Origin of the sequence: Streptomyces tendae (genome assembly GCF_014650435.1) — a bacterium.
Lineage (GTDB): Bacteria > Actinomycetota > Actinomycetes > Streptomycetales > Streptomycetaceae > Streptomyces > Streptomyces tendae.
Genome location: NZ_BMUY01000004.1, coordinates 575119 through 597011, shown reverse-complemented (window position 1 = coordinate 597011; position 21893 = coordinate 575119). Strand labels below are relative to the sequence as shown.

Genomic DNA, 21893 nt, shown 5'->3' with positions numbered 1-21893 from the left:
TGCCGTGCATCGTGAACGCCTGGTTGAACTGCTCGTTCGACATGATCTGCAGACCAGGTCGAGCCAGCTCGGCGCGCATGAACAGCGCCATCACGCCACCGATACAGAAGAAGGCGAACGACGTCACCAGATACAACGTGCCGATCGTCTTGTGGTCCGTGGTCGTCAGCCACTTGATGCTCTTGGAGTTCCTCACGCCCCGCCTGTGTCCGCGGCCGGCCCGCACGTCACACTCGACGGACGAGACGAGCGTCACGAAGACAACCGTGACGATCACGAGGGTGCCGGACAGATACGGAACATGAGCAACGACGAGATCTTCGCCGCTGCCTACCGGGAGCACTACTGGGCGGTCAGCCGCTACGTGGCGCGCCGGCTGGACGGGCGCACGGGCGAGGTCGAGGAAGTGGTGGCGGAGGTCTTCACGGTGGCCTGGCGCCGCCGTGCGGAACTGCCGCACACCCCGCTGCCCTGGCTGTACGGGGTGGCACGCAACTGCCTGGCCAACGCGGTACGCGGCCAGGGACGCCGCCGCCGGCTCCTCGCCCGGCTGGGCAACGACGACGCCGCGCACGGGCGGCACATCACCTCGGGACCCGAGGCGGAGCCGCCCGGCGGCTGGGTGCACGAGGCCCTCGCCCGGCTCTCCGCCAGGGACCAGGAGGTGCTGCGGCTGACGGCCTGGGAGGAGCTCGGAGTCGACGAGCTGGCCGTCGCCCTCGGCTGCGGCAGCCGGGCCGCAGCGATGCGGCTGCACCGCGCCCGCGCCCGGCTGAGAACGGAGATCGACCGCATGGGCCCGGCCTCCGCCACCGCCCCGCACCGCCCGCATCCGGCGACCGCCGTCGACGCCACCACCGCGAAGGAACACGGCCATGGCTGACGAACTCGACCTCCTGCGCCGCGCCAACCCGGTGCCGGCCGATGCCCCGCAGCACGCCGACGGACCGCTCGACCACCGCGGCGAACGGCACCTGCACCGGCTGCTGCACGAGCCGCCGCCCGCCCCGGCCTCCCGGTGGCGGCCGACCGGCGGCCGGTCCGCCCACCGGGGCGTGCGCCTGGCCTGGGGCCTGGCCGCCACCCTCGTGGTCGCCGTGACCGCACTGACCCTGCTGCTGGCCGGTCCGAGCGCTCCGCCCGCCGTCGCCGCGCCCCGCCCGCTGGTCGTACGCGCCGACGCCACGCCCGTGCCGCTGGACCTGCTCGCCGAACGCGCCGAGGCCGCCGCGACCGACGGGGAGCCGGGCCTGCGCAAGGGCACGCACGTACAGTCCTGGAGTCTCGGCATGTCCGACGACGCGCCCCCGATCACGCTGCCCGAGGAGCGTGTGGTGCGCTGGACGGCCGACGGCCGACACACCGAGTTGGTGGTGGCCACCGACCCCCGCCACCCGGGCCGCCCGGTCATCGGCGAGGACGAGGACGGCAACCCCCGCCAGGTCGAGGACGGCCGTGTCGTCAGCGACACGACGTACCCGCCGAGCTGGAGCGACGCCCCGCCCCACTCCCCACCGCCGCACGACCCCGACCGGCTGCGCGCCTACCTGGAAGAGGCCCAGCACACCGACACCATGGACATCGCCCAGTTGCTCGACGCGGCCGACCTGCTCCTCGACAACTGGACGCTGGGCGCCCGCGAGTCGGCGGCCCTCGTCCGCCTCCTCGCGGACACCGGCGGACTGCGGCCCGCCGGCGAGGTCACCGACCGCCTCGGGCGGCACGGTCAGGCATACGTCCACGAGGTGACGGGCGTACGCCGCATGCTGATCATGAACCCGGACACCGGAGCCGTCCTCGGTCTGGAGACCACCTTCACCGAGGCGCAGCCGGAGTACGGCGTCGCGGCGGGCGACGTCATGGAATACAGCGCCTGGACACGCTGACCCGGCCCCCGACCCCGACCGCCCTCTGACGGCCCGGGGCTACTCGTCCCAGGCCTGGATCATGGTCTGCTCGACGATCTCGCCGTCGCGCAACGACAGCATCGACTCGGCCAGGACCCGCACCCCGTCCGGATAGGTGCACTCCTCGCTGAACGCCACCTGATCGCCCTGGACCACGCAGTGTCCCATCCGGTGGGTCATGTCGCGGCTGTAGACGTCGTCGAGCATCTCGGCGATCTCGTCCCGGCCGTGCAGGACCTTGGGGCGGCTGGGCTGGTCGTACCGGTCGACGATGCGGACCTCCGCGTCCCGCGCGTACAGCGACAACAGGGGTGCCGCCGTCTCTCCTTCGATGCCCCGGCGCAACGCTTCGGTGTCGAAGCCGGGGCCTGCCGTGGTGCTCATGACGACCTCCTTCGAAGGTCGAAGGCCGCGGCCCGCAGCGGGAACGGGCCGTCCCGGCCCTCTCCCTTCGAGCTTCCTCCGTCCCGGCGCCCACGGCAACGCCACCCGTGACACTGGTCCTCACGGGTGAGCCGCGCCGCCCGCCCGTGTCCGCCCCCGGGCCGAGCGCGTTGCGCAGGACATGATCTCAACACGACGTATCGTCGCCGCCGTCGGGCTCGCCGCCGGTGTCACCGGCCTCGCCGCCCCGATGGCGAGCGCGGCCGACGCGGGCGCGCTGGGCACGCAGAAGCTCAGCGTGACGAACACCCTCGACTCGCTGGCGGTCAACGACATGCCCGCCGAGGACCGGGCGCGGATGCCGCTCCCGTCCCAGCAGCTGAACCGGCTGCAGGATCTCCAGCAGCTCCAGCAGGTCACCGGCCTGGTCTCGCCTCTGTTCGGCGTCGTCCCCGCCCTGGGCTGACGCCCGCGCCGGCCGCCGGGGTCCGGTCGGCCGGCCGGACCCCGTGAACCGCCCCGTCACCTGCCCCTTCGCGATCACTTGCGCGTAGGGTCTGGGGGAATGCTGAACGGCCGAGGAAGGGGTCAGGACCATGGCGCAGGAAGTACGCGGCGTGATCGCACCGGGCAAGGACGAGCCGGTGCGGATCGAGACGATCGTCGTGCCGGACCCCGGCCCGGGTGAGGCCGTGGTCAAGATCCAGGCCTGCGGGGTGTGCCACACCGACCTGCACTACAAGCAGGGCGGCATCAACGACGAGTTCCCGTTCCTGCTGGGCCACGAGGCCGCGGGCGTGGTCGAGTCGGTCGGCGCCGGGGTCACCGAAGTGGCCCCCGGCGACTTCGTGATCCTCAACTGGCGTGCCGTGTGCGGCAAGTGCCGGGCCTGTCTGCGCGGACGGCCCTGGTACTGCTTCGACACCCACAACGCCGAGCAGAAGATGACCCTGGCGTCGACCGGTCAGGAACTCTCCCCGGCCCTCGGCATCGGCGCCTTCGCGGAGAAGACCCTGGTCGCCGCCGGACAGTGCACCAAGGTCGACCCGGCCGTCTCGGCCGAGGTGGCCGGGCTCCTCGGCTGCGGAGTGATGGCCGGCATCGGCGCCGCCATCAACACCGGCAACGTCGGCCGCGGCGACACCGTCGCCGTCATCGGCTGCGGCGGCGTCGGCGACGCGGCGATCGCCGGGTCCCACCTGGCGGGCGCCGCCAAGGTCATCGCCGTGGACATCGACGACCGCAAGCTGGAGACCGCCCGGGGCATGGGCGCCACCCACACCGTCAACTCCCGCGAGACCGACCCCGTCGACGCGATCCGCGAACTGACCGGCGGCTTCGGCGCCGACGTCGTCATCGAGGCCGTCGGCCGCCCCGAGACCTACCGGCAGGCCTTCTACGCCCGCGACCTGGCCGGCACCGTCGTCCTCGTCGGCGTACCGACGCCCGAGATGAAGCTGGAACTGCCGCTGCTCGACGTGTTCGGCCGCGGCGGCTCGCTCAAGTCCTCCTGGTACGGCGACTGCCTGCCCTCCCGCGACTTCCCGATGCTCATCGACCTCCACCTCCAGGGCCGCCTGGACCTCGGCAAGTTCGTCACCGAGACCATCCGCCTCGACCAGGTGGAGCAGGCGTTCGACCGGATGCACGCCGGCGACGTACTGCGTTCGGTGGTGGTGCTCTGATGGCCGCCCGCATCGAACGCCTCGTCACCTCGGGACAGTTCAGCCTCGACGGCGGCACCTGGGACGTCGACAACAACGTCTGGCTGGTCGGCGACGACCACGAGGTCGTGGTCATCGACGCCGCCCACGACGCCGACGCGATCGCCGAGGCCGTCGGCGACCGCAGGCTCACCGCCATCGTGTGCACCCACGCCCACAACGACCACGTGGGTGCCGCGCCCGCGCTCGCCGACCGCACCGGCGCCACCATCTGGCTGCACCGCGACGACCTCCCCCTGTGGCACCAGACCCACCCCGACCGCGACCCGGACGCCTGGCTGACCGACGACCTCGTCATCGAGGCCGCCGGCGCCGACCTGACCGTCCTGCACACCCCGGGCCACGCACCCGGCGCGGTCTGCCTCTACGACCCCGGCCTCGGCACCGTCTTCACCGGCGACACCCTCTTCCAGGGCGGTCCCGGCGCCACCGGCCGGTCCTACTCGCACTTCCCGACGATCATCGACTCGATCCGGGACAAGCTGCTGGTCCTCCCGCCCGAGACCGAGGTCCGCACCGGCCACGGCGACTCCACGACGATCGGCGCCGAGGCCCCGCACCTTCAGGAGTGGATCAAGCGCGGGCACTGACCCGGGCGGTCGCGGTCGAGATCGTCCCGGACACGCGGCAAAAGGTGACAGAAGATGTCCGGCTTCCCGGGCACTCTCGAACACGACATCGCTCGTGCGGAACGTGAGCCAGTGCGGTACGTGAGCACGCGCGGACGTGAGGGAGAGGACGGGAGCCGGACATGACAGGGTCACCGAAAGGCCCGCTGGCAGGCAGGGTCGCACTGGTCGCCGGGGCGACCCGCGGCGCCGGACGGGGCACCGCCGTCGAACTGGGCGCGGCCGGCGCCACCGTCTACGTCACCGGCCGCAGCACCCGCGCCCGGCGCTCGGAGTACGACCGCCCCGAGTCGATCGAGGACACCGCCGACCTGGTCACCGAGGCGGGCGGACGCGGCATCGCCGTACCCGCCGACCACCTCGACCCGCCGCAGGTCGCCGCCGTCGTCGACCGCATCGCCAGCGAGCAGGCCCGCCTCGACATCCTGGTCAACGACATCTGGGGCGGCGAGAACCTCTTCGAGTGGGACAGCCCGGTCTGGGAGCACGACCTGGACAAGGGGCTCAGGCTGCTGCGGCTCGCCGTCGAGACCCACGCCATCACCAGCCACCACGCGCTGCCGCTGCTGCTGCGCCGCCCCGGCGGGCTCGTCGTCGAGGTCACCGACGGCACCGACGCCTACAACCGCGACCACTACCGCAACTCGTTCTTCTACGACCTGGCCAAGACGTCCGTCCTGCGCATGGCCTTCTCCCTCGGGCACGAGGTGGGTCCGCGCGGTGCCACGGCCGTCGCGCTCACCCCCGGCTGGCTGCGCTCGGAGATCATGCTCGACCACTTCGGCGTACGCGAGGAGAACTGGCGCGACGCCCTCGACCGCGTCCCGCACTTCGCCATCTCCGAGACGCCCCGCTACGTCGGCCGTGCCGTCGCCGCACTCGCCGCCGACCCGGGTGTGGCGCGCTTCAACGGGCAGTCGCTGTCCAGCGGCGGACTCGCCCAGGAGTACGGCTTCACCGACCTCGACGGCAGCCGCCCGGACGCCTGGCGGTACCTCGTCGAGGTGCAGGACGCGGACAAGCCCGCCGACGTCACCGGCTACCGCTGACGGGCGGCAACGGCCACCGGGCGCCGTGCCCCGGCGGCAGCGCCAGGTCCTCCCGTACGGCCGTGTAGTAGCCCTCACGCGCGGCGCGCTGTCCTTCCAGCAGGGCCCGCCAGGCCGCCGGGTCGTGGGCCTCCTCGCGCAGGAAGCGCTCCATCTCCATGACCGCCACCACCCAGACCCGCGCCTTCTCCACCACGTCCCTGCTGCCCAGCAGGAGCAGTGCCTCACCGGCCGGGTCCCGGGCGAGGGCGGCCTCGGCCTGGGCGGGCGCGGCGTCCGCGGGAGCCAGGGGATGCGGGTGCGGGTCGTTGCCGAGGTGGGCGGCGATCCGGTAGGTCAGCGTGACGGAGGTCTTCACGGTCCGTGCGTAGTCGGCGTAGACCGCGAGCCTGCGCTCCTCCCAGCGGGCCGCCGTCTCCCGGTCGAACCGGGCACGGTCGCTGCGGACCACGGCGAGATAGGAACCGAGGGCGCCGATGACGACGCCCAGGAGCGCGGGGAGTTGCTGCAGGAACGCGGACATGGCCGCACGCTATCTGCCGCCGTGATCGTCGCGGCAGTACGGTCGGGCCCATGACGGACACCAGGCGGTTCACCGACCACGCGGCACTCGTGACGGGCGCGGCCCGGGGCATCGGCGCGGCCACCGCACGCCGGCTCGCCACGGAGGGGGCCAGGGTGCTGCTGACCGACGTGGACCTCGCCGCGGCGCGGCGGACGGCGGCGGAGCTGGCCAACGAGGGGCTCGACGTGGCCCCGTTCGCCTGCGACGTCGGCGACCGGGCAGCCGTGGACAGGGCCGTCGCCCACGCCGTGGAGATCTTCGGCGGCCTGGACGTGCTGGTCAACAACGCCTTCGCCTGCACGCCCGACGCCCCCCTCTTCGAGGACGAACCGGACGAGGTCTGGGCCCGCGACCTCGACGTGACCCTCACCGGGGCCTACCGCTGCTGCCGGGCCGCCCTGCCCCACCTCGCCGCCTCCGGGCGCGGGGCGATCGTGAGCATCGGCTCGGTCAACGGGGTGCAGGACTTCGGCAATCACGCCTACAGCGCCGCGAAGGCAGGTCTCGGCTCGCTGACCCGCACCCTCGCCGGACACGCGGCCCCGCGCGGTGTCCGCGTCAACCTGGTGACGCCGGGCACGGTGCGCACCACGGCCTGGGAGGGCCGGGACGAGGAACTGGCGGCGGTGCGAGGGCTGTACCCGCTCGGCCGGGTCGGCGAGCCCGAGGACGTCGCGGCGGCCGTCGCCTTCCTCGCCTCGCACGACGCCTCCTGGATCACCGGGACCACCCTGGCGGTCGACGGCGGCCTGACCGCCGTCAACACCGGCTTCAGACGTGCCCTTGGGGAGGCGGAAGGCGCGGACTGACGGACAAGGGGGGCCTGGTGGTGTTTGTCACGGTTGCGTCGCGGCGGCCGCCGGCGCGCAACCAAAGCCGCCGGAGGGCGGTCTAGCATGCCGGGATCGCACGAAGGCGACCTTCCGCCCGGCGCACCGCCTCGACGCGAAAGGCATGACCGGCCATGGGGGACACACGCAGACGGGGAGCCGTCGCACTCGGGGTCACCGCACTGGTGGCACCGCTCACACTCGCGCTCACGGCGGCACCGGCCCAGGCCGCGAGCTGCACCGCGAAGGCGGGTCCGTACCAGAAGAAGGTGGAGAAGTTCCTCGGCCGCAAGGCCGACGGCAAGCAGTCCACCGCCGACTGCAAGGCCATCCGCGCCTTCCAGACCAAGCACGGCATCCAGCCCAACGCCGGCTACGCGGGTCCTGTCACCTGGGGTGTGATGGACCTGATGACGAAGCAGAAGGCCGTCGGAAAGAATCCGAACAAATCCGGCAAGTGCCCCACCAACAAGGGTCGGATCGCCTGTGTGAACCTCAGCCTCCAGCTGAGCTGGATCCAGGACGGCAAGAAGCTGGTGTACGGGCCGGTGCCGGTCCGCACCGGGCGCAACGGCTACGAGACCCGCACTGGCCTGAAGAAGGTCTACTGGCGCAACATCGACCACGTCTCGACCATCTACCACGTGCCGATGCCCTACAGCCAGTTCTTCGACGGCGGCCAGGCCTTCCACTCCGTCGGCGTCAGCGTGTGGAGCCCGCCCGGCTCGCACGGCTGCGTCAACATGACGAAGACCGACGCCAAGAAGTACTGGTCGCTGCTGAAGAAGGGCGACGACGTCTACGTGTACGGCCGCAAGCCGGGCACCTGACGGAGACCGGCGCCCGGCGGGGTGTGAACAGGCGGGCCGTGTGCGGCAGGACACATCCGGTGGGAACGAACTCGCCGGTAGGTCTTGACAGATGAGACCATCGACGTGATCAGTAACACGGTCCGTTTTGTCCGTTTGGCTCGCGATTACTCACATCGTCTTCACGCCGGGCGCCGTATGCTTCACAACATGTCCACCACTGTTGAACCCTCCTCCGAGCGATCGGCTGCCGAGGTCAACGAGGAGATCCGGGCCCTGTGGCTCCGGTCGGGCGGGACACTGAGCGTCGAGCAGCGCGCGGAGTACCAGCGGCTGGTCATGGAGTGGGCCAACGCGGCCCCGGAGTCCGTGAACGCCGCCTGACCGGCGCCCGAGCCTCCTCGCCGTCCCGGCCCCCGGCAGCCCCACGGGCCGGCCCTCGTACCACCCCGGTCAGCCCCACGTCGCCGAGTAGTGCCGCTGGTAGGCCTTGCGGTCCGCTTCCGCCCGGATCCACCGCGTGGCCACCAGCGCCACCAGACTGCCCGCGACGATCAGCAGCCCCGGCCCGACGTTCCTGCGGTCGGTGAGCCGGGCGAGCAGCGTCGAACCCTCGGCGCCCGTCGCGGGTGCCGACGCCCCCGGGGTCGCGGCGCCCGGCGGCGCGGTCGCCGAGGTGCCCGCGGCGGCGTCCTGCCGCCCGGAGCCGACGAGCCGGACCCCGAGCGACTCCATGGCCTCCGGCAGCGGCTGGAAGAAGGTGGTGCCGCCCTTGTCGCAGTCGCCGCTGCCGCCCGACGTCACGCCGAGCGCGATGCCCTCGGAGAACATCGGCCCACCGCTGTCCCCGGGCTCGGCGCACACGTCGGTCTCGATCAGGCCGGTGACCGTGCCCTCCGGGTAGTTGACCGTCGCGTCCAGTGCCGTCACCCGGCCGTCGCGCAGCCCGCTGGTGCTCCCGCTGCGGAACACCCGCTGTCCGACCGCCGGTTCGCCCGTCCCCGTGATCCGCACGCCCTTGCCGTCGCCGACCGCCACCAGATCGGCGCCGTCGCCCGCCTTGCCGTTCGCGTACTCGACCAGGGAGAAGTCGTCCCCGGGGAAGCTTCCCGCGACCGTCCTGCCGACCTGCCGGTCGCCCCGGCCGTCGCCGAACCAGACGGACCCCGTGGGTCCGCAGTGGCCCGCGGTCAGGATGAAGTCGCGCGTGCCGTCGGTCACGTTGAAGCCCGCCGAGCAGCGTCCCGCCGTGGACAGGATCGGCTCCGCGCCGTTGAGGCGGGTGGTGAAGACGCCCCCGGTGCGCTCCATGCGGACGAACCCGCCGATGTCCTGAGCGACACCCGTCAGCCGCGACCAGTCGGACCCGGAGACCGTGCGGTCGCCGCGCACCACCACCTCGTTCGACCGGTAGTCCAGCGCCCAGGCCGTACCGGACACCCGGGGTGCCGCACGCAGTGTGGAGGTCGCCGACCGCAGCTCGGACATGCTGTGCCGCACCCGCTTCGCCGTGGCCCCGGCCCGCCGCACCTCCTCGGCGGTGTGCTCGTCCGTGACCGCCACCACGGGCCGGCCGTCGGAGTCGACCCAGTGGCCCGCCGTACGGTCGGTGCCCAGCCGGGAGACGAGGTCGGCGCCGGCGCCGGACGCGGTCCGGGCGAGGGTGCGCGGCGCGGTGGAGGCGTCGGGTGGTTCGCTCGCCACGGCCCGGGTGACCATCGCCGAGCCGACCAGCAGTCCGCCGACGGCCGCCAGCCGTGTCACTCGCCGGACGATGCGTCGTCGTGCGTGCCTCATGCGTGCGCTCCCGGAACCGACCGCGCGGCGTCGCCGCGGGGGCCTCCGGACGTCGAACGCCCCCCTCCCATACGAGGGCGGGAACCGCGGTGTTCACCGGGCCGGTGTCCGGTTCCCCCACGCCGCCGCGGCGACCTATCTTGGCCCCATGACCAGCATCCCGTGGGACCAGCCAGGTGAACCGAACCCCCTGCGCGCGCTCACGCCGGACGAGCTGCGCCGGCGCACGAGCATGAAGTGGCGCACCTACCCAGCGGACGTACTGCCGCTGTGGGTGGCCGAGATGGACGTGCCGCTGGCCGGGCCCGTCGTGCGGGCCGTCACCGACGCCATGGAACTGGGCGACACCGGCTACCCCGTCGGCACCGCCTACGCCGAGGCACTCGCCGCCTTCGCCGCCAAGAGGTGGGGCTGGGACGACCTGGCCGTGGAACGCACGGCGATCGTGCCCGACGTGATGCTGGGCGTGGTGGAGATGCTCAAGCTCGTCACCGGGCCCGGTGACCCGGTGATCGTCAATCCGCCGGTGTACCCGCCGTTCTACCAGTTCGTCACCGACCTGGACCGGCGCGTGGTCGAGGCGCCGCTCGGCCCGGACCTGCGGATCGACCTCGGCGTGCTGGAGGAGGAGTTCCGGCGGGCCGTCTCGGGTGGCGGCCGGGCGGCCTTCCTGCTGTGCAGCCCGCACAACCCCACCGGCACGGTCCACACCGCCGAGGAACTGGCGGCCGTCGCCGCCCTCGCGGAGCGGTACGGCGTCCGGGTGGTCGCCGACGAGATCCACGCCCCGGTCGTCACCGCCCCCGACGCGCGGTTCGTGCCCTACCTGAGCGTGCCCGGCGCCGAGCGCGGCCTCTCGCTGATGTCGGCGTCCAAGGGCTGGAACCTGGCCGGCCTCAAGGCGGCCCTGGCCGTCGCCGGGCCCGGTGCCGCCGACGACCTGGCGCGGATGCCGGAGGAGGTCGGTCACGGGCCGAGCCATGTCGGCGTCCTCGCCCATACCGCCGCCCTGCGCGACGGCACCGCCTGGCTGGACGCCGTGCTCGCCGGGCTCGACGAGAACCGGCGGCTGCTCACCGGCCTGCTCGCCGAGCGGCTCCCGGGAGTCGTCCACCGCCCCGGGGAGGCGACCTACCTCGCCTGGCTGGACTGCCGCGCCCTCGGCCTCGGCGCCGACCCGGCGGAGGTCTTCCTCGACCGCGGCCGGGTGGCCCTCAGCTCCGGCATCCCCTTCGGCGACGGCGGGGCGGGACACGTACGGCTCAACCTGGCGACCTCGCCGGAGATCCTCACGGAGGCGGTGCGCAGGATGGCGTCGGTCCTGGAGTGAAGCGCGGGCGGCGTGGGGCGCCGGCGCGGGGACGCCTAGACTTCCGGAGCATGGACGACGACGCGTCACTGGACCGGCTCGGCTCCGGCAAGTACCTGCTGGTCACCACCTACCGGAAGAACGGCACCCCGGTCGCCACCCCGGTGTGGGTCGTGCGGGACGGGGACACGCTCGGCGTCTGGACGGTGGCCGACTCCTGGAAGGTCAAGCGCGTGCGCAACCGCGCCGACGTCCTGGTGGGCCCCTGCGACGTACGCGGCAGGCCGAAGGGCGACCAGGTCCCGGGCACGGCGGAGATCTGCGACCCGGCCACCACGGCCCGCTACCGGAAGCTGCTGATCCGCAAGTACCGGGTCGTCGGCCTGCTCACGCTCCTCGGCAGCCGGCTGCGCAGGGGACTCGACGGCACCGTGGGCATCCGCATCACGCTCAGCCCCGAAACGGCGCCCGGGAACTGACCGGTCCTCAGGTCCAGGCCCGGTACGGCTCGTCGACCAGCTGGAAGACCGGCTCGCCGCGCACCGGGTCCTTGGCCGTGGACAGCCGCACCCGGTCGCCGCTGTGGATGCCGATGAGCGGCCCCATGACGCGGCCGCGCAGCACGAAGCCCTCGGCCATCTCGATGAGGGAGACATTGCGGGCGGCGGGGGTGTTGCGGTGCACCACCGTGGCGTGGCGAACCGTCCCGGTGCCCTCGCTCCGCTCCGTCCGCAGCTCGCTGCCGCGACAGACCGGGCACAGCACCCGGTGGTACATGGCGGTTCCGCACCAGGTGCAGCGCTGGTAGAAGACGGCCTCGGTCTCCGGGGCCCGGCTCTCGGTCTTCGGGTCGAGCAGGCCCGTCGCGGGGCCGGCCGCCTGCTGAGCGACGTTTCCTGAGTGGTACACGCTGGTCAACTCCCTGCACTCGGGCCGGAATCCCGCGTGCGCGGTCAACCGGGCACGCGTGTGCGCGGCTCACCGTGCCACCGTGCACGGACCACAGCGTATGGCACTCAGTGTCACTCGTAAAGGCACTCGGTACCCTTGATTGAAGCCGACGGGCGCCTGCGTGAGCCGTGGTTGCCCGGGCGTCAGTCGCGCGCGAACGCGTCCTCGATCTCCCGCAGCACCTGCCACAGGGGTGTCCCGCGGCGCGCGGCCACGACCACCACGTCCTCGGGCGAGGTGCCCCGGGGTGGCACGGGCACGTCGCCGAAGGCGGACTGCGCGTACGCCAGGGCGTGGTCCACCGCGGCACCCGCGTCGTCCCGGCCGTCCGAACGCAGCCAGGACCGCAGGGCGTTGTTGTGCGCCGCGACCACCGCGGCCGCGATCACGTCGGCGCGCAGGATCCCGTCCGGGCGTCCCCCCAGCCGCCCGCGCAGATACTCGGCCAGGGCGCGCTCGTAGCGCCACACCACCGACAACTCGTAGGCGCGCAGCCCGGGGACCTTCTTGGTGAGGTGGTACCGCTGGACGGAGAACGCCGGGTTCTCGGCGTACATGCGCAGCACGAGCCGGGCCGCGTCGCACACCCGGCGCACCGGGTCGGCGTCCTCGGGGGAGCGGGCCAGGAACGCCTGCATGTCGCTCAGGCACCGTTCGTGGTCGGGGAAGACCACGTCCTCCTTGGACGGGAAGTACCGGAAGAAGGAACGCCGTCCGACGCCCGCGAGGGCGACGATGTCGTCCACGGTGGTCTGTTCGTACCCCCGTTCGAGGAACAGCCGGAACGCCGCCGCGACCAGCGCCTCCCGCATCGGCGGCCGGCCCTCCGCCGGGTCCGTCCCGTCCCCGCGGCGGGGAGCCGCGCTGCTGGTGCTCATGAAGGGGAACGTAGCAGCCCGGCCAGGCAGGTGGCACTCAGTGCAGCGAATGGAGGGAACTGAGTGCACCTTCCTGGACCTGCCCGCACCTGTCGACGCGTCGCGCCGGTCGCATACGATCACTTCCGATCAGCCCTGGAGGAGTTCCGTATGCCGTCCACCCGCCCCCGCATCCTGTACGTCACCGACCTGGCCTACCAGGCGCGCGGGCGGCGCTACTGCGACGAGGACATCCACCTGACCTCGCGGCTGCGCGAGGAGTTCGACCTGGCCCTGTGCCATCCCCGGGACGCCGCCGCGCTGCTGGACGCCTTCGACGCGGTCGTCGTCCGCAACAGCGGGCCGGTGCAGGGGTACGAGGCCGCCTACGAGGCGTTCCGCGAGCGCGCGACCGAACGAGGGACGCGCGTCTACAACCAGCTCACCGGCCGGGCGGACATGGTCGGCAAGCAGTACCTGCTCGACCTCACCGCCGCGGGCTTCCCGGTCATCCCCACCGTCGACCGCGCCGAGGACCTGCACCGGCTGCCCGCCGCCGAGGAGTACGTCGTCAAGCCCAGGCGCGGCGCCGACTCGGCGGGCCTGCGGATCGTCCCCGCGGCCCGGGTGCCCGAGGTGCTGGCCGGCGCCCGGGACCTGCTCGTCCAGCCGCGCGTCGACTTCGCCTACGAGGTCTCCTTCTACTTCGTCGACCACGACTACCAGTACGCCCTCCACGCGCCGCACCCCGACCGCCGCTGGCAGCTGGAGCCGTACGACGCCACCGTGGCCGACCTCGACTTCGCCCGGCGGTTCATCGAGTGGAACGGCGTCGACCACGGAATCCAGCGCGTCGACGCCTGCCGCGCCCCGGGCGGTGAGCTGCTGCTGGTCGAGCTGGAGGACCTCAACCCCTACCTGTCCCTGGACGCCCTCGACGAGCCGGCCCGCGACGCCTTCGTCGCCGCCCTGCGCACGGCCCTGCGACGCCTGCTCGCCACCTGATCCGCCCCGGCGCCCAGCATGGCCGCCATGGACGTGTTCCTGGACCGGCTCGACCCGGACATGTGCGTCGTCACGGCGGCCGCGCACGGGGAACGGGCCGGCTGCCTGGTCGGCTTCTCCTCGCAGTGCTCCATCCGGCCCGTGCGGTACGTCGTGTGGATCTCCGACGTCAACCGGACCTTCCGCGTCGCGCGGTCCGCCGACGTCCTGGCGGTCCACCTGCTGGCCCGTGACCAGCGCGGGACGGCCGAGCTGTTCGGCGCTCTGACCGGCGACGACGTCGACAAGTTCCGCCGGGTCCGCTGGCGCGAGGCGTACGGAGGGGCCGCCGTGCTGGCGGACGCCGAGGCGTGGTTCGTCGGGCGGGTCGTCGAGCGGACCGCGGGAGGCGACCACGTCGGCTTCGTCCTGGAGCCGGTCGAGTGGGGCGGGCGCGAGCGGGCGGCCGGACAGGCCGCCGGACCGCTGCTGCGGCTCGCCGACGCCCGCACCGTACGGCCCGGGCACCCGGTGGACTGAGGGTCCTCGCCCGTCGGGATCCGTCAGCGCCCGGCGGCGCCCCGCTCGGCCAGCGCCTCGGTGACGGCCCGCACGCTGCGCGCGATGTGCTGCAACTGGAGCACCTCCGCCGCGTACAGCTTGATGGTGTGCTCGATGGCCGCCTCGTGCAGGCCGAGCCGCGGCAGGTCCGCCCGGGCGGTCTGCAGCGCGGTGCGGGCCACCCGGATCTCGTGCTGGACCTGGATCTGCGCATGGCGGGCGAGCAGCACCGGGTGCCGGATCAGCGCCGGATAGCCGGCGTAGCGCGCCGGGACCAGCTCGCGCAGCCACCTGGTGGCCGAGCGTTCCCAGTCGTAGCTGCCGGGGGTCTTGACCTGGCAGGGCCAGTCCGGGCTGGTGCGCGTGGTCGTCAGGGGCATGATCATCGCTTCCGGGTGTGCGGCGTCGACGGGGTGGGCGACGGGTGGGGGCGGCCCCGGTCCAGGGGACGACCGGGACCGCTGCGGGCGCTCGCGCAGGCGATGCCCGACCGGAACACCCGGTGCGCCGGAGCGGGTAGGAGTCGGCGGCCGAGGTGTTCGCGGCAGATGCGGACGCGGTCCGGGGCGGCCGGGTCGCGATCCGTGAGCAGTATTTATATATGCCATCGGGTTTGCAAGACGTATGAAAACATTCATGCCTGCTTTGACGGGGATGGCCCCGTCTGCGCCGACCAATCGCCGGGCGAGACCGTCCCGGCTCAGTCCCGCAGGAAGAACTGGTGCTGCTCCGCGACCTGCTCGTACTCCTCCAGCCGCGCCTGGGTCCGCTCCGGATCGGCGTCGGTCATCGCCTGCAGCAGCGCCGCGCACATCACGCCGGGTGCCGCGTAGGAGTCGAAGACCAGGCGGGACCCCGTACCGGTGGCGAACGTGACGTCGGCCTCGTCCACGAGGGGACCGAGCGCCAGGTCGGTGATGAGCGCCACCTTCAGCCCAGCCTCGCGGGCCACGCGCACGGCGCCCAGGGTCTCGTGGGCGTGCCGGGGCATGGAGAAGGCCAGCACCCAGGTGCCGCCCGCCTCCCGGGACTGGAGCAGGGCGTCGTAGGCGACCGTGCCGCCCCGGGTCACCAGGCGCACGTCGGGATGGACCCGGCGGGCCGCGTAGGCGAAGTACTCGGCGAGCGAGACGGAGATGCGCGGCCCGAGCACGGTCAGCGGTGCCGATGCGGCCAGCTTGCGGCCCACGTCGATCACCCGGTCCGCGTCGGCGAAGTCGCGCCGCAGGTTCTCCAGGTTCTCGATCTCCGCGTCCACCGCCGCCTGCAGCTCGTTGCCCCGGTACTCCTCGGCCGCCGAGCCGCCCCGGCCGCCCAGCGCGATCGCCTGGAGTTGCTCCCGCAACGCCGGGTAGCCGCTGAAGCCGACCGCCGAGGCGAACCGCGTCACGGACGGCTGGCTCACACCCACCCGGTCGGCCAGGTCGGTGATCGACAGGAACGCCGCCTCGGTGAGGTTCTCGATGAGGTACTGCGCGATGCGCCGCTGTCCCGGGGAGAGGCGCGGCCGGTCGAAGAGCGTCCTGAGCCGGGAGGTGGGGGAGATCTCCGACTGCGGGGCGGCCCGCCCCGAGGTGATCGCCGACGCCTGTGCACGTGCCTGCTGCGGCGATGGCACGGGTGCGCCTCCTTTGTCTCCCATGTCTCCCACGGAGGTCAACATAGCCCAACCCCTGCCCTGGGCAGCCCGGACCGCCGCACCCGGGAACCGCGCCGTCCGACCCCGGACGCCCCCGGACGTGGATAGCACCGCGTCGCCCGGGAACCCGCCGTCGGGCAAGGACCCGCAGACACGGACGAGGAGCCGACGTCATGACCGTCCCGGAAGAGAACCGGCCGAAGACCGACACCACCGACGACGTTCTCGGCCGGCGCCGGCGCGAGCGCGAGGAGGACGAGCCCCGCCCGCCGGGCGGCACCGGCCGGACCCTGCGCGAGGCCCTCGAAGAGGCGCACGTCCGCCCGGACGACTTCGACGAGGAGTGACCGCGTCACCCAGCAGCCGACGGGGCTGACCCCCGGGCGTCCGGCACCGCCCGCGCCGGTACCACCAGGTCGGCCCGGTGCCGGGTGGCGGCCACCAGCTCGGCGTTGCGCTGGTCGGGGCCGAGTGCCCACGCGGCCGCGTCCGCGGGGGACTTGCCGAAACGCTCGTGCCGCGCCACGAGCCGCCTGACGCGCTCCGTCTCCTCGAGGCCGCAGAACCACACCTCGTCGAGCCGGGCCCGCACCCGCGCCCAGGCACCGCTCTCCAGCAGCAGGTAGTTGCCCTCCGTCACCACCAGCCGGGCGGAGGGCGGCACCGGCACGGCCCCGGCGAGAGGCTGTTCGAGCACCCGCTCGAAGCCGGGCGCGTAGACGACGTCCCCGTCCTCCTGCGCGCGCAGCCGGTCGAGGAGCGCCGCGTACCCGGCCGCGTCGAAGGTGTCCGGCGCACCCTTGCGGTCCCGGCGGCCCAGCCGGTCCAGCTCCACGTCGGCGAGGTGGAACCCGTCCATCGGCACGTGCGCCACCCACGGTGCGCCCGTGCCGTTCAGCTCCCGCACCAGATGCCCGGCCAGCGTCGACTTTCCCGAACCGGGACTGCCCGCGATGCCGAGGATCGCGCGCCGCCCGCCGCGGGGGAGTCGGCGGGCACGGGCGAGCAGGTCGTCGAAAGTCAGCGGCACGCCCCACAGTGTGTCACCTGATCGGAGTCGCCCCGGCGGGGAACTGTGGGGGTATGACGACGCAGCTCGGACTTCCCGACGACATCCAGGCATGCCTCTTCGACCTCGACGGGGTCGTCACCAGGACGGCGGTGGTGCACGCCGCCGCCTGGAAGGAGACGTTCGACGCCTTCCTGCGCGAGCGGGACGGCGCCGGCTTCCGCCCCTTCACCGACTCGGACTACGACCAGTACGTCGACGGCCGCCCCCGTGCCGACGGCGTCCGCTCCTTCCTCGCCTCCCGCGGCGTCGAGTTGCCCGAGGGATCTCCCGACGACCCTCCGCACGCGCAGACCGTCAACGGCGTCGGCAACCGCAAGAACGAACTCCTCCTGGAGAAGATCCGCACCGACGGCGTGGAACCCTACGAGGGCACCCTGCGCTACATCGACGCGGTCCGCGGCGCCGGTCTCGCCACCGCGATCGTCTCCTCCAGCGCCAACACCCGGGACGTGCTGCGCTCCATCGACGCCGAGCGGCTGTTCGACGTGCGGATCGACGGCGTCGTGGCCCGGGAGAGGAAGCTGCCGGGCAAACCACACCCCGACACCTTCCTGGCCGCCGCCCGCGACCTCGGCGTCGAACCGTCCCGCGCCGCCGTCTTCGAGGACGCGCTGGCCGGCATGGACGCCGGCCGCTCCGGACACTTCGGCTACGTCGTCGGCGTCGACCGCGTCGGCCAGACCGACGCCCTCTACGCCCACGGCGCCGACCGCGTCGTCAAGGACCTCGCCGAGCTGGGGGGCCACGCGTGATCACCAACCGGACGTACACCGTGGAGCCCTGGCGGGTGCGCGAGACCGCCCTCAACCTCGACCTGCTGGCCCAGAGCGAGTCCGTCTTCGCGCTGTCCAACGGGCACGTCGGCTGGCGCGGCAACCTCGACGAGGGCGAACCGCACGGCCTGCCCGGCAGCTACCTCAACGGCGTCTACGAACTCCACCCCCTGCCCTACGCCGAAGCGGGCTACGGCTACCCCGAGTCGGGCCAGACCGTCATCAACGTCACCAACGGCAAGCTGCTGCGGCTGCTGGTCGACGACGAGCCCTTCGACCTGCGCTACGGACGGCTCGGCAAGCACGAACGCACCCTGGACCTCAGGCGCGGCGTGCTGGAGCGCAGCTGCGAGTGGACCTCCCCGGCCGGTACGACCGTCCGGGTGCGCTCCACCCGCCTGGTCTCGCTCACCCAGCGCGCCATCGCCGCCGTGGAGTACGAGGTCGAGCCCGTCGACACCCGCACCCGGATCGTCATCCAGTCCGAACTGGTCGCCAACGAGAGCCTGCCCAGCGCCGACGGCGACCCCCGCGCCGCCCAGGCGCTGCAGTCCCCGCTGGAGCCCGAGGAGGACCTGGCCATCGGCTCCCGGCTGCGGCTGGTCCACCGCACCAGGCGCAGCGGCCTCAGGGTCGCCGTGGCCGCCGACCACGTCGTCGACGCGCCCGGAGAGATCACCACCAGCAGCGAGAGCAACACGGACGTGTCCCGCCTGACCATCACCTCCGTCCTCGACCCGGGACAGCGGCTGCGGGTGCAGAAGACCGTCGCCCACGGCTGGTCGGGCGCCCGCTCCCGGCCCGCGATGAGCGACCAGGTCGAGGCCGCGCTGGCCGCCGCCGCACACGGCGGCTGGGACGGTCTGGTGGCCGAACAGCGGGACTACCTCGACGACTTCTGGGCCCGCGCGGACGTCGAGGTGCACGGCGACGAGGAGATCCAGCAGGCCGTCCGCTTCGCCCTGTTCCACGTGCTGCAGGCCGGCGCCCGCGCCGAGCAGCGGGCCATTCCGGCCAAGGGACTGACCGGTTCCGGCTACGACGGCCACGCCTTCTGGGACACCGAGATGTTCGTGCTGCCCGTCCTGACCTACACCGCGCCCAAGGCGGTCGCCGAGGCGCTGCGCTGGCGGCAGGCCACCCTGCCCGCCGCCCGCGACCGCGCCACCCAGCTCGGGCTGCGCGGCGCCGCCTTCCCGTGGCGCACCATCGACGGCTCGGAAGGCTCCGCGTACTGGCCGGCCGGCACCGCGGCCTTCCACGTGGCCGCCGACATCGCGCACGCCGCGGTGCGCTACACGGCGGCGACCGGTGACCTCGACTTCGAACGCGAGACCGCCCTGGAACTCCTGGTGGAGACGGCCAGGCTGTGGCGCTCGCTGGGCCACCACGACCACCACGGCGTCTTCCACATCGACGGCATCACGGGACCGGACGAGTACAGCGCCGTCGTCGACGACAACACGTACACCAACCTCATGGCGCGCTCCAACCTGCTCGCCGCGGCCGACGTGTGCGAACGCCACCCGGAGGAGGCGACCCGGCTCGGCGTCGACGAGGAGGAGAGCGCCGCCTGGCGGGACGCGGCCGAGGCCGTGCACATCCCCTACAACGAGGAGATCGGCGTCCACGAGCAGCACGCCGGCTTCACCCGCCACCAGCGCTGGGACTTCGCGAACACCGGCGCCGACCAGTACCCGCTGATGCTGCACTTCCCGTACTTCGACGTCTACCGCAAGCAGGTCGTCAAGCAGTCCGACCTGGTGCTCGCCATGTACACCTGCGGCAGCTGGTTCGACGCCCACTGCGACGAGGACCAGATGGCCGCGAACTTCGCCTACTACGAGCCGCTGACCGTGCGGGACTCCTCCCTGTCCGCCTGCTGCCAGGCCGTCGTCGCCGCCCAGACGGGCCACCTGCGCCTGGCCTACGACTACGCCACCGAGGCCGCCCTGATGGACCTGGCGGACCTGGAGCACAACACCCGCGACGGACTGCACATCGCCTCGCTCGCCGGTACGTGGATGGCGCTGGTCGCCGGATTCGGCGGCACCCGCCGGGACGGCGACAGCCTGCGCTTCACACCCCGGCTGCCCGAGAAGTTCAGCCGCCTCGCCTTCCGGCTCCAGTTCCGCGGCCGGTGCCTCCAGGTGGAGATCGGCCCCGACCGGGCCTCTTACTCGCTGCTGGCCGGGCCGCCCCTGACGATCCATCACCACGGAACCGAGGTGCACGTGACCGGGGACGAGCCCGTCACGCTCGGCGTCTCGGCGCCCAAGTGGCGGCCGACGCCCGAACAGCCGCCGCACCGCCGCCCGGGCGTCACCGAACGGCCGGTCCCCGGCGACGGATGAGAAGCGACTGGCCGAGATCCGCCCTGCGGATCAGTGGCACGCGGGTTAGTTTGACCATGTTTTCCCGGACACCGCGCTCCCGCGGATCCCGGTCTCCAGCCACAGCCGGCAGGAGGTGAGTGACGAGCGACCCCGCGACGCGCGGGGGTGAGGGGTGCACGATGGCCGACGGTGCGAACGCCATCCTCGTCGGCGGACGCGGACGCGGAGTCGGACGCGGACCCGACATGGCAGGGACGTCCGGAACCGGCGGGCGGCTGCGCGGCGAGGCGCCGGTCCTGGTGGTGGCCGCCGCCTTCACCCTGGCCCAACTGATCTTCGTGCACCCCACGATGGGCCTCGGCTGGGACGAGATCGTGTACGTCAGCCAGGTCACCACCCACCACCCCGCCGCCTTCTTCAGCGCGCCCCGCTCCCGCGGCGTCTCCCTGCTGGCGGCACCCGTCGCCTCCTGGTCTGACTCCACCGGACTCCTGCGCGGCTACCTCGCCGTCCTCTCGGGCCTGGGCCTGTACCTCGCCCTGCGCGCCTGGAAGGGCCTGTTCCCGGCCCGGGTCCTCGCCACGGCCGGCGCGTTCTTCGCCACCCTGTGGGTGACCCTCTTCTACGGCCCCCAGGCCATGCCCAACCACTGGGTCGCCATCGGCGCCCTCGTCACCGTGGGCTGCGCCCTGCGCGCCCTGCGGGCAGGCCGGGCGCGCTCCGGGCGGGGCGCCCTGTGGGGGGTGGCGGCCGGAGCCGTGCTGATGGCGCTGATGCGGCCCACCGACGCGGTGTGGGTGGCCCTGCCCCTGCTCGTCGTCGTCCTGTTACGCCGCCACTGGCCGCTGCTGCTCGCCCTGGCGGGGGGCCTGGCGGCCGGGGGAGGGGAATGGGTGGTCGAGGCGTACGCCTGGTACGGGGGCCTCGGGGAGCGGCTCTCCCGGGCCTCCGAGATCCAGGGCGGTCTCGGCTGGAACTTCGCCGTCGACGACCAGATGCGCAGCCTGGGCGGACGGGGACTGTGCCGTCCGTGCACCGGAGCGATGCCGCACCCGGTCGTCACCCTGTGGTGGCTGCTCCTCCCGGTCGTCGCCGTCCTGGGCGCGGCCGTCGCGGTCCGGGCCCGCCGCGCCACCGCGACGCTGCTCCCCCTCGCCTGCGCCGTCACGGCCGCGGCGCCCTACCTGTTCATGATCGGCTACGCGGCGCCCCGCTTCCTGCAGCCCGCCTACGCCCTGCTCGCCGTCCCGGTCGCCGACGCGCTGTGGCACCTGGTCAAGGCCGGGCGGGACCGGTGGCGGCCGGTGGCCGCGACGCTGGTCGCGCTCGCGGTGGCCGGGCATCTCGCGGTCCAGTTCTCGGTGCTCGTCGGCACCGTGCACCGCAACGTCGAAAGCCGCGATGACTGGGCCCGCGTCGCCGGCGAACTGCACCGCCTCGGGGTCCGCCCGCCCTGCCTGATCACCGGGCACGAGTCCATCCCGGTCGGCTACTACACGGGCTGCTCCTCCGGCTCCACCGGCGGCAACAACGAGAACACCACCCCGGCCGAGATCACGGACGCCGCCCGGCGCATTCCGGTCGCCGCCCTCACCGGCCCGGGCGGCACCCCGCCCGGGTACGCCCGCGACTGGGCCCCGCACCGCGTCACCGACCTGGAGATCCGCGTCGCACCCCCGGGTTAGAGATCGCGTATCGGGAAACGCGAACCGGACAG

General features: G+C 73.1%; 26 protein-coding genes. 17 read left to right on the top strand and 9 right to left on the bottom strand.

All coding sequences use genetic code 11. The features are described from left to right. Positions 1-196: cbb3-type cytochrome c oxidase subunit I (locus tag IE258_RS14805; protein WP_229892104.1), on the bottom strand; the 196-nt coding region annotated here is incomplete at its 3' end. A gap of 105 nt (positions 197-301) precedes the next feature. Here IE258_RS14805 and IE258_RS14800 point away from each other — a divergent pair. Together IE258_RS14800 and IE258_RS14795 are read left to right on the top strand one after the other, a co-directional pair. Beyond that, the gene (locus IE258_RS14800; RefSeq protein WP_189743565.1) at positions 302-883 is read left to right on the top strand and encodes an RNA polymerase sigma factor; all 582 of its coding nucleotides are present in this window, start codon (positions 302-304) and stop codon (positions 881-883) included. Beyond that, entirely contained in the window at positions 876-1886 is a 1011-nt protein-coding gene (locus tag IE258_RS14795; RefSeq protein ID WP_189743563.1) for a CU044_5270 family protein, read from the top strand. The genes IE258_RS14800 and IE258_RS14795 overlap by 8 nt, the downstream gene beginning before the upstream one ends. A gap of 39 nt (positions 1887-1925) precedes the next feature. On the opposite strand, the gene IE258_RS14790 is transcribed toward IE258_RS14795, so the two are convergent. Next, positions 1926-2291 (bottom strand): nuclear transport factor 2 family protein, encoded by a 366-nt coding sequence (locus IE258_RS14790; protein ID WP_159329975.1) that lies wholly within the window; start codon positions 2289-2291, stop codon positions 1926-1928. 181 nt (positions 2292-2472) lie between these two features. Here IE258_RS14790 and IE258_RS14785 point away from each other — a divergent pair, with 181 nt between their 5' ends. The 4 genes from IE258_RS14785 (at position 2473) to IE258_RS14770 (ending at position 5693) form a co-directional block, all read left to right on the top strand. Beyond that, entirely contained in the window at positions 2473-2757 is a 285-nt protein-coding gene (locus IE258_RS14785) for a hypothetical protein (protein ID WP_189743561.1), read from the top strand. Between the two features lie 130 nt (positions 2758-2887). Beyond that, a complete protein-coding gene (locus IE258_RS14780) occupies positions 2888-3976 on the top strand; it encodes an S-(hydroxymethyl)mycothiol dehydrogenase (RefSeq protein ID WP_189743559.1) in 1089 nt (362 codons plus the stop codon). Further along, the gene (locus IE258_RS14775; protein ID WP_189743557.1) at positions 3976-4605 is read left to right on the top strand and encodes an MBL fold metallo-hydrolase; all 630 of its coding nucleotides are present in this window, start codon (positions 3976-3978) and stop codon (positions 4603-4605) included. Before IE258_RS14780 ends, IE258_RS14775 begins: the two co-directional genes overlap by 1 nt. Positions 4606-4766: 161 nt before the next feature. Continuing rightward, on the top strand, positions 4767-5693 hold the full coding sequence (locus IE258_RS14770; protein ID WP_189743555.1) for an SDR family oxidoreductase: 927 nt from the start codon (positions 4767-4769) through the stop codon (positions 5691-5693). Here the strand turns inward: IE258_RS14770 and IE258_RS14765 are convergent. Next, a complete protein-coding gene (locus IE258_RS14765; protein ID WP_189743554.1) occupies positions 5677-6216 on the bottom strand; it encodes a hypothetical protein in 540 nt (179 codons plus the stop codon). The two genes, IE258_RS14770 and IE258_RS14765, sit on opposite strands and share 17 nt — an antisense overlap. A gap of 50 nt (positions 6217-6266) precedes the next feature. Between IE258_RS14765 and IE258_RS14760 the strand changes: the two genes are divergently transcribed. The 3 genes from IE258_RS14760 to IE258_RS14750 all read left to right on the top strand — a co-directional run bounded on the left by IE258_RS14760 (position 6267) and on the right by IE258_RS14750 (position 8281). Continuing rightward, positions 6267-7067 (top strand): SDR family NAD(P)-dependent oxidoreductase, encoded by an 801-nt coding sequence (locus IE258_RS14760; RefSeq protein ID WP_189743551.1) that lies wholly within the window; start codon positions 6267-6269, stop codon positions 7065-7067. Positions 7068-7222: 155 nt separating this feature from the next. Beyond that, entirely contained in the window at positions 7223-7918 is a 696-nt protein-coding gene (locus IE258_RS14755) for a L,D-transpeptidase family protein (RefSeq protein WP_189743549.1), read from the top strand. 177 nt (positions 7919-8095) lie between these two features. Then, positions 8096-8281, top strand: a complete 186-nt coding sequence (locus IE258_RS14750) for a hypothetical protein (protein ID WP_189743547.1) — start codon at positions 8096-8098, stop codon at positions 8279-8281. 69 nt (positions 8282-8350) lie between these two features. On the opposite strand, the gene IE258_RS14745 is transcribed toward IE258_RS14750, so the two are convergent. Beyond that, complete coding sequence (locus IE258_RS14745; protein WP_189743545.1) at positions 8351-9694, bottom strand: S1 family peptidase; 1344 nt, start codon at positions 9692-9694, stop codon at positions 8351-8353. Between the two features lie 148 nt (positions 9695-9842). On the opposite strand from IE258_RS14745, the gene IE258_RS14740 reads away from it, so the two are divergent. Both IE258_RS14740 and IE258_RS14735 read left to right on the top strand, forming a co-directional pair. Continuing rightward, a complete protein-coding gene (locus IE258_RS14740) occupies positions 9843-11024 on the top strand; it encodes a MalY/PatB family protein (RefSeq protein WP_189743543.1) in 1182 nt (393 codons plus the stop codon). Between the two features lie 50 nt (positions 11025-11074). Further along, the gene (locus IE258_RS14735; protein ID WP_189743541.1) at positions 11075-11482 is read left to right on the top strand and encodes a PPOX class F420-dependent oxidoreductase; all 408 of its coding nucleotides are present in this window, start codon (positions 11075-11077) and stop codon (positions 11480-11482) included. Between the two features lie 7 nt (positions 11483-11489). On the opposite strand, the gene IE258_RS14730 is transcribed toward IE258_RS14735, so the two are convergent. Beyond that, positions 11490-11912 carry a Zn-ribbon domain-containing OB-fold protein gene (locus IE258_RS14730; RefSeq protein ID WP_127894035.1) on the bottom strand — a complete coding sequence of 141 codons (423 nt, stop codon included), beginning with the start codon at positions 11910-11912 and terminating at the stop codon, positions 11490-11492. 185 nt (positions 11913-12097) lie between these two features. After that, positions 12098-12832, bottom strand: coding sequence for a TetR family transcriptional regulator (locus tag IE258_RS14725; RefSeq protein ID WP_189743539.1), 735 nt, complete (start codon positions 12830-12832; stop codon positions 12098-12100). A gap of 150 nt (positions 12833-12982) precedes the next feature. Here IE258_RS14725 and IE258_RS14720 point away from each other — a divergent pair, with 150 nt between their 5' ends. Both IE258_RS14720 and IE258_RS14715 read left to right on the top strand, forming a co-directional pair. Beyond that, complete coding sequence (locus IE258_RS14720; protein WP_189743537.1) at positions 12983-13816, top strand: ATP-grasp domain-containing protein; 834 nt, start codon at positions 12983-12985, stop codon at positions 13814-13816. Between the two features lie 18 nt (positions 13817-13834). After that, the gene (locus IE258_RS14715; RefSeq protein WP_189743535.1) at positions 13835-14335 is read left to right on the top strand and encodes a flavin reductase family protein; all 501 of its coding nucleotides are present in this window, start codon (positions 13835-13837) and stop codon (positions 14333-14335) included. Between the two features lie 23 nt (positions 14336-14358). On the opposite strand, the gene IE258_RS14710 is transcribed toward IE258_RS14715, so the two are convergent. Together IE258_RS14710 and IE258_RS14705 are read right to left on the bottom strand one after the other, a co-directional pair. Beyond that, positions 14359-14742: a hypothetical protein gene (locus tag IE258_RS14710; RefSeq protein ID WP_189743533.1), complete on the bottom strand. Its 384-nt coding sequence runs from the start codon at positions 14740-14742 to the stop codon at positions 14359-14361. A 314-nt stretch (positions 14743-15056) separates the two neighbouring features. Continuing rightward, complete coding sequence (locus IE258_RS14705; RefSeq protein ID WP_189743531.1) at positions 15057-15974, bottom strand: MurR/RpiR family transcriptional regulator; 918 nt, start codon at positions 15972-15974, stop codon at positions 15057-15059. Positions 15975-16168: 194 nt separating this feature from the next. Here IE258_RS14705 and IE258_RS14700 point away from each other — a divergent pair, with 194 nt between their 5' ends. Beyond that, positions 16169-16342 (top strand): hypothetical protein, encoded by a 174-nt coding sequence (locus IE258_RS14700; RefSeq protein ID WP_167307139.1) that lies wholly within the window; start codon positions 16169-16171, stop codon positions 16340-16342. Between the two features lie 5 nt (positions 16343-16347). Here IE258_RS14700 and IE258_RS14695 read toward each other — a convergent pair whose 3' ends face one another. Beyond that, positions 16348-17025: a nucleoside/nucleotide kinase family protein gene (locus IE258_RS14695; protein WP_189743529.1), complete on the bottom strand. Its 678-nt coding sequence runs from the start codon at positions 17023-17025 to the stop codon at positions 16348-16350. 53 nt (positions 17026-17078) lie between these two features. Between IE258_RS14695 and IE258_RS14690 the strand changes: the two genes are divergently transcribed. The 3 genes from IE258_RS14690 to IE258_RS14680 all read left to right on the top strand — a co-directional run bounded on the left by IE258_RS14690 (position 17079) and on the right by IE258_RS14680 (position 21861). Then, positions 17079-17819 carry a beta-phosphoglucomutase family hydrolase gene (locus IE258_RS14690; protein ID WP_189743527.1) on the top strand — a complete coding sequence of 247 codons (741 nt, stop codon included), beginning with the start codon at positions 17079-17081 and terminating at the stop codon, positions 17817-17819. Then, positions 17816-20194, top strand: coding sequence for a glycoside hydrolase family 65 protein (locus IE258_RS14685; protein WP_189743525.1), 2379 nt, complete (start codon positions 17816-17818; stop codon positions 20192-20194). Before IE258_RS14690 ends, IE258_RS14685 begins: the two co-directional genes overlap by 4 nt. A gap of 161 nt (positions 20195-20355) precedes the next feature. Further along, positions 20356-21861, top strand: coding sequence for a hypothetical protein (locus tag IE258_RS14680; protein ID WP_189743523.1), 1506 nt, complete (start codon positions 20356-20358; stop codon positions 21859-21861). Positions 21862-21893: the final 32 nt, after the last annotated feature.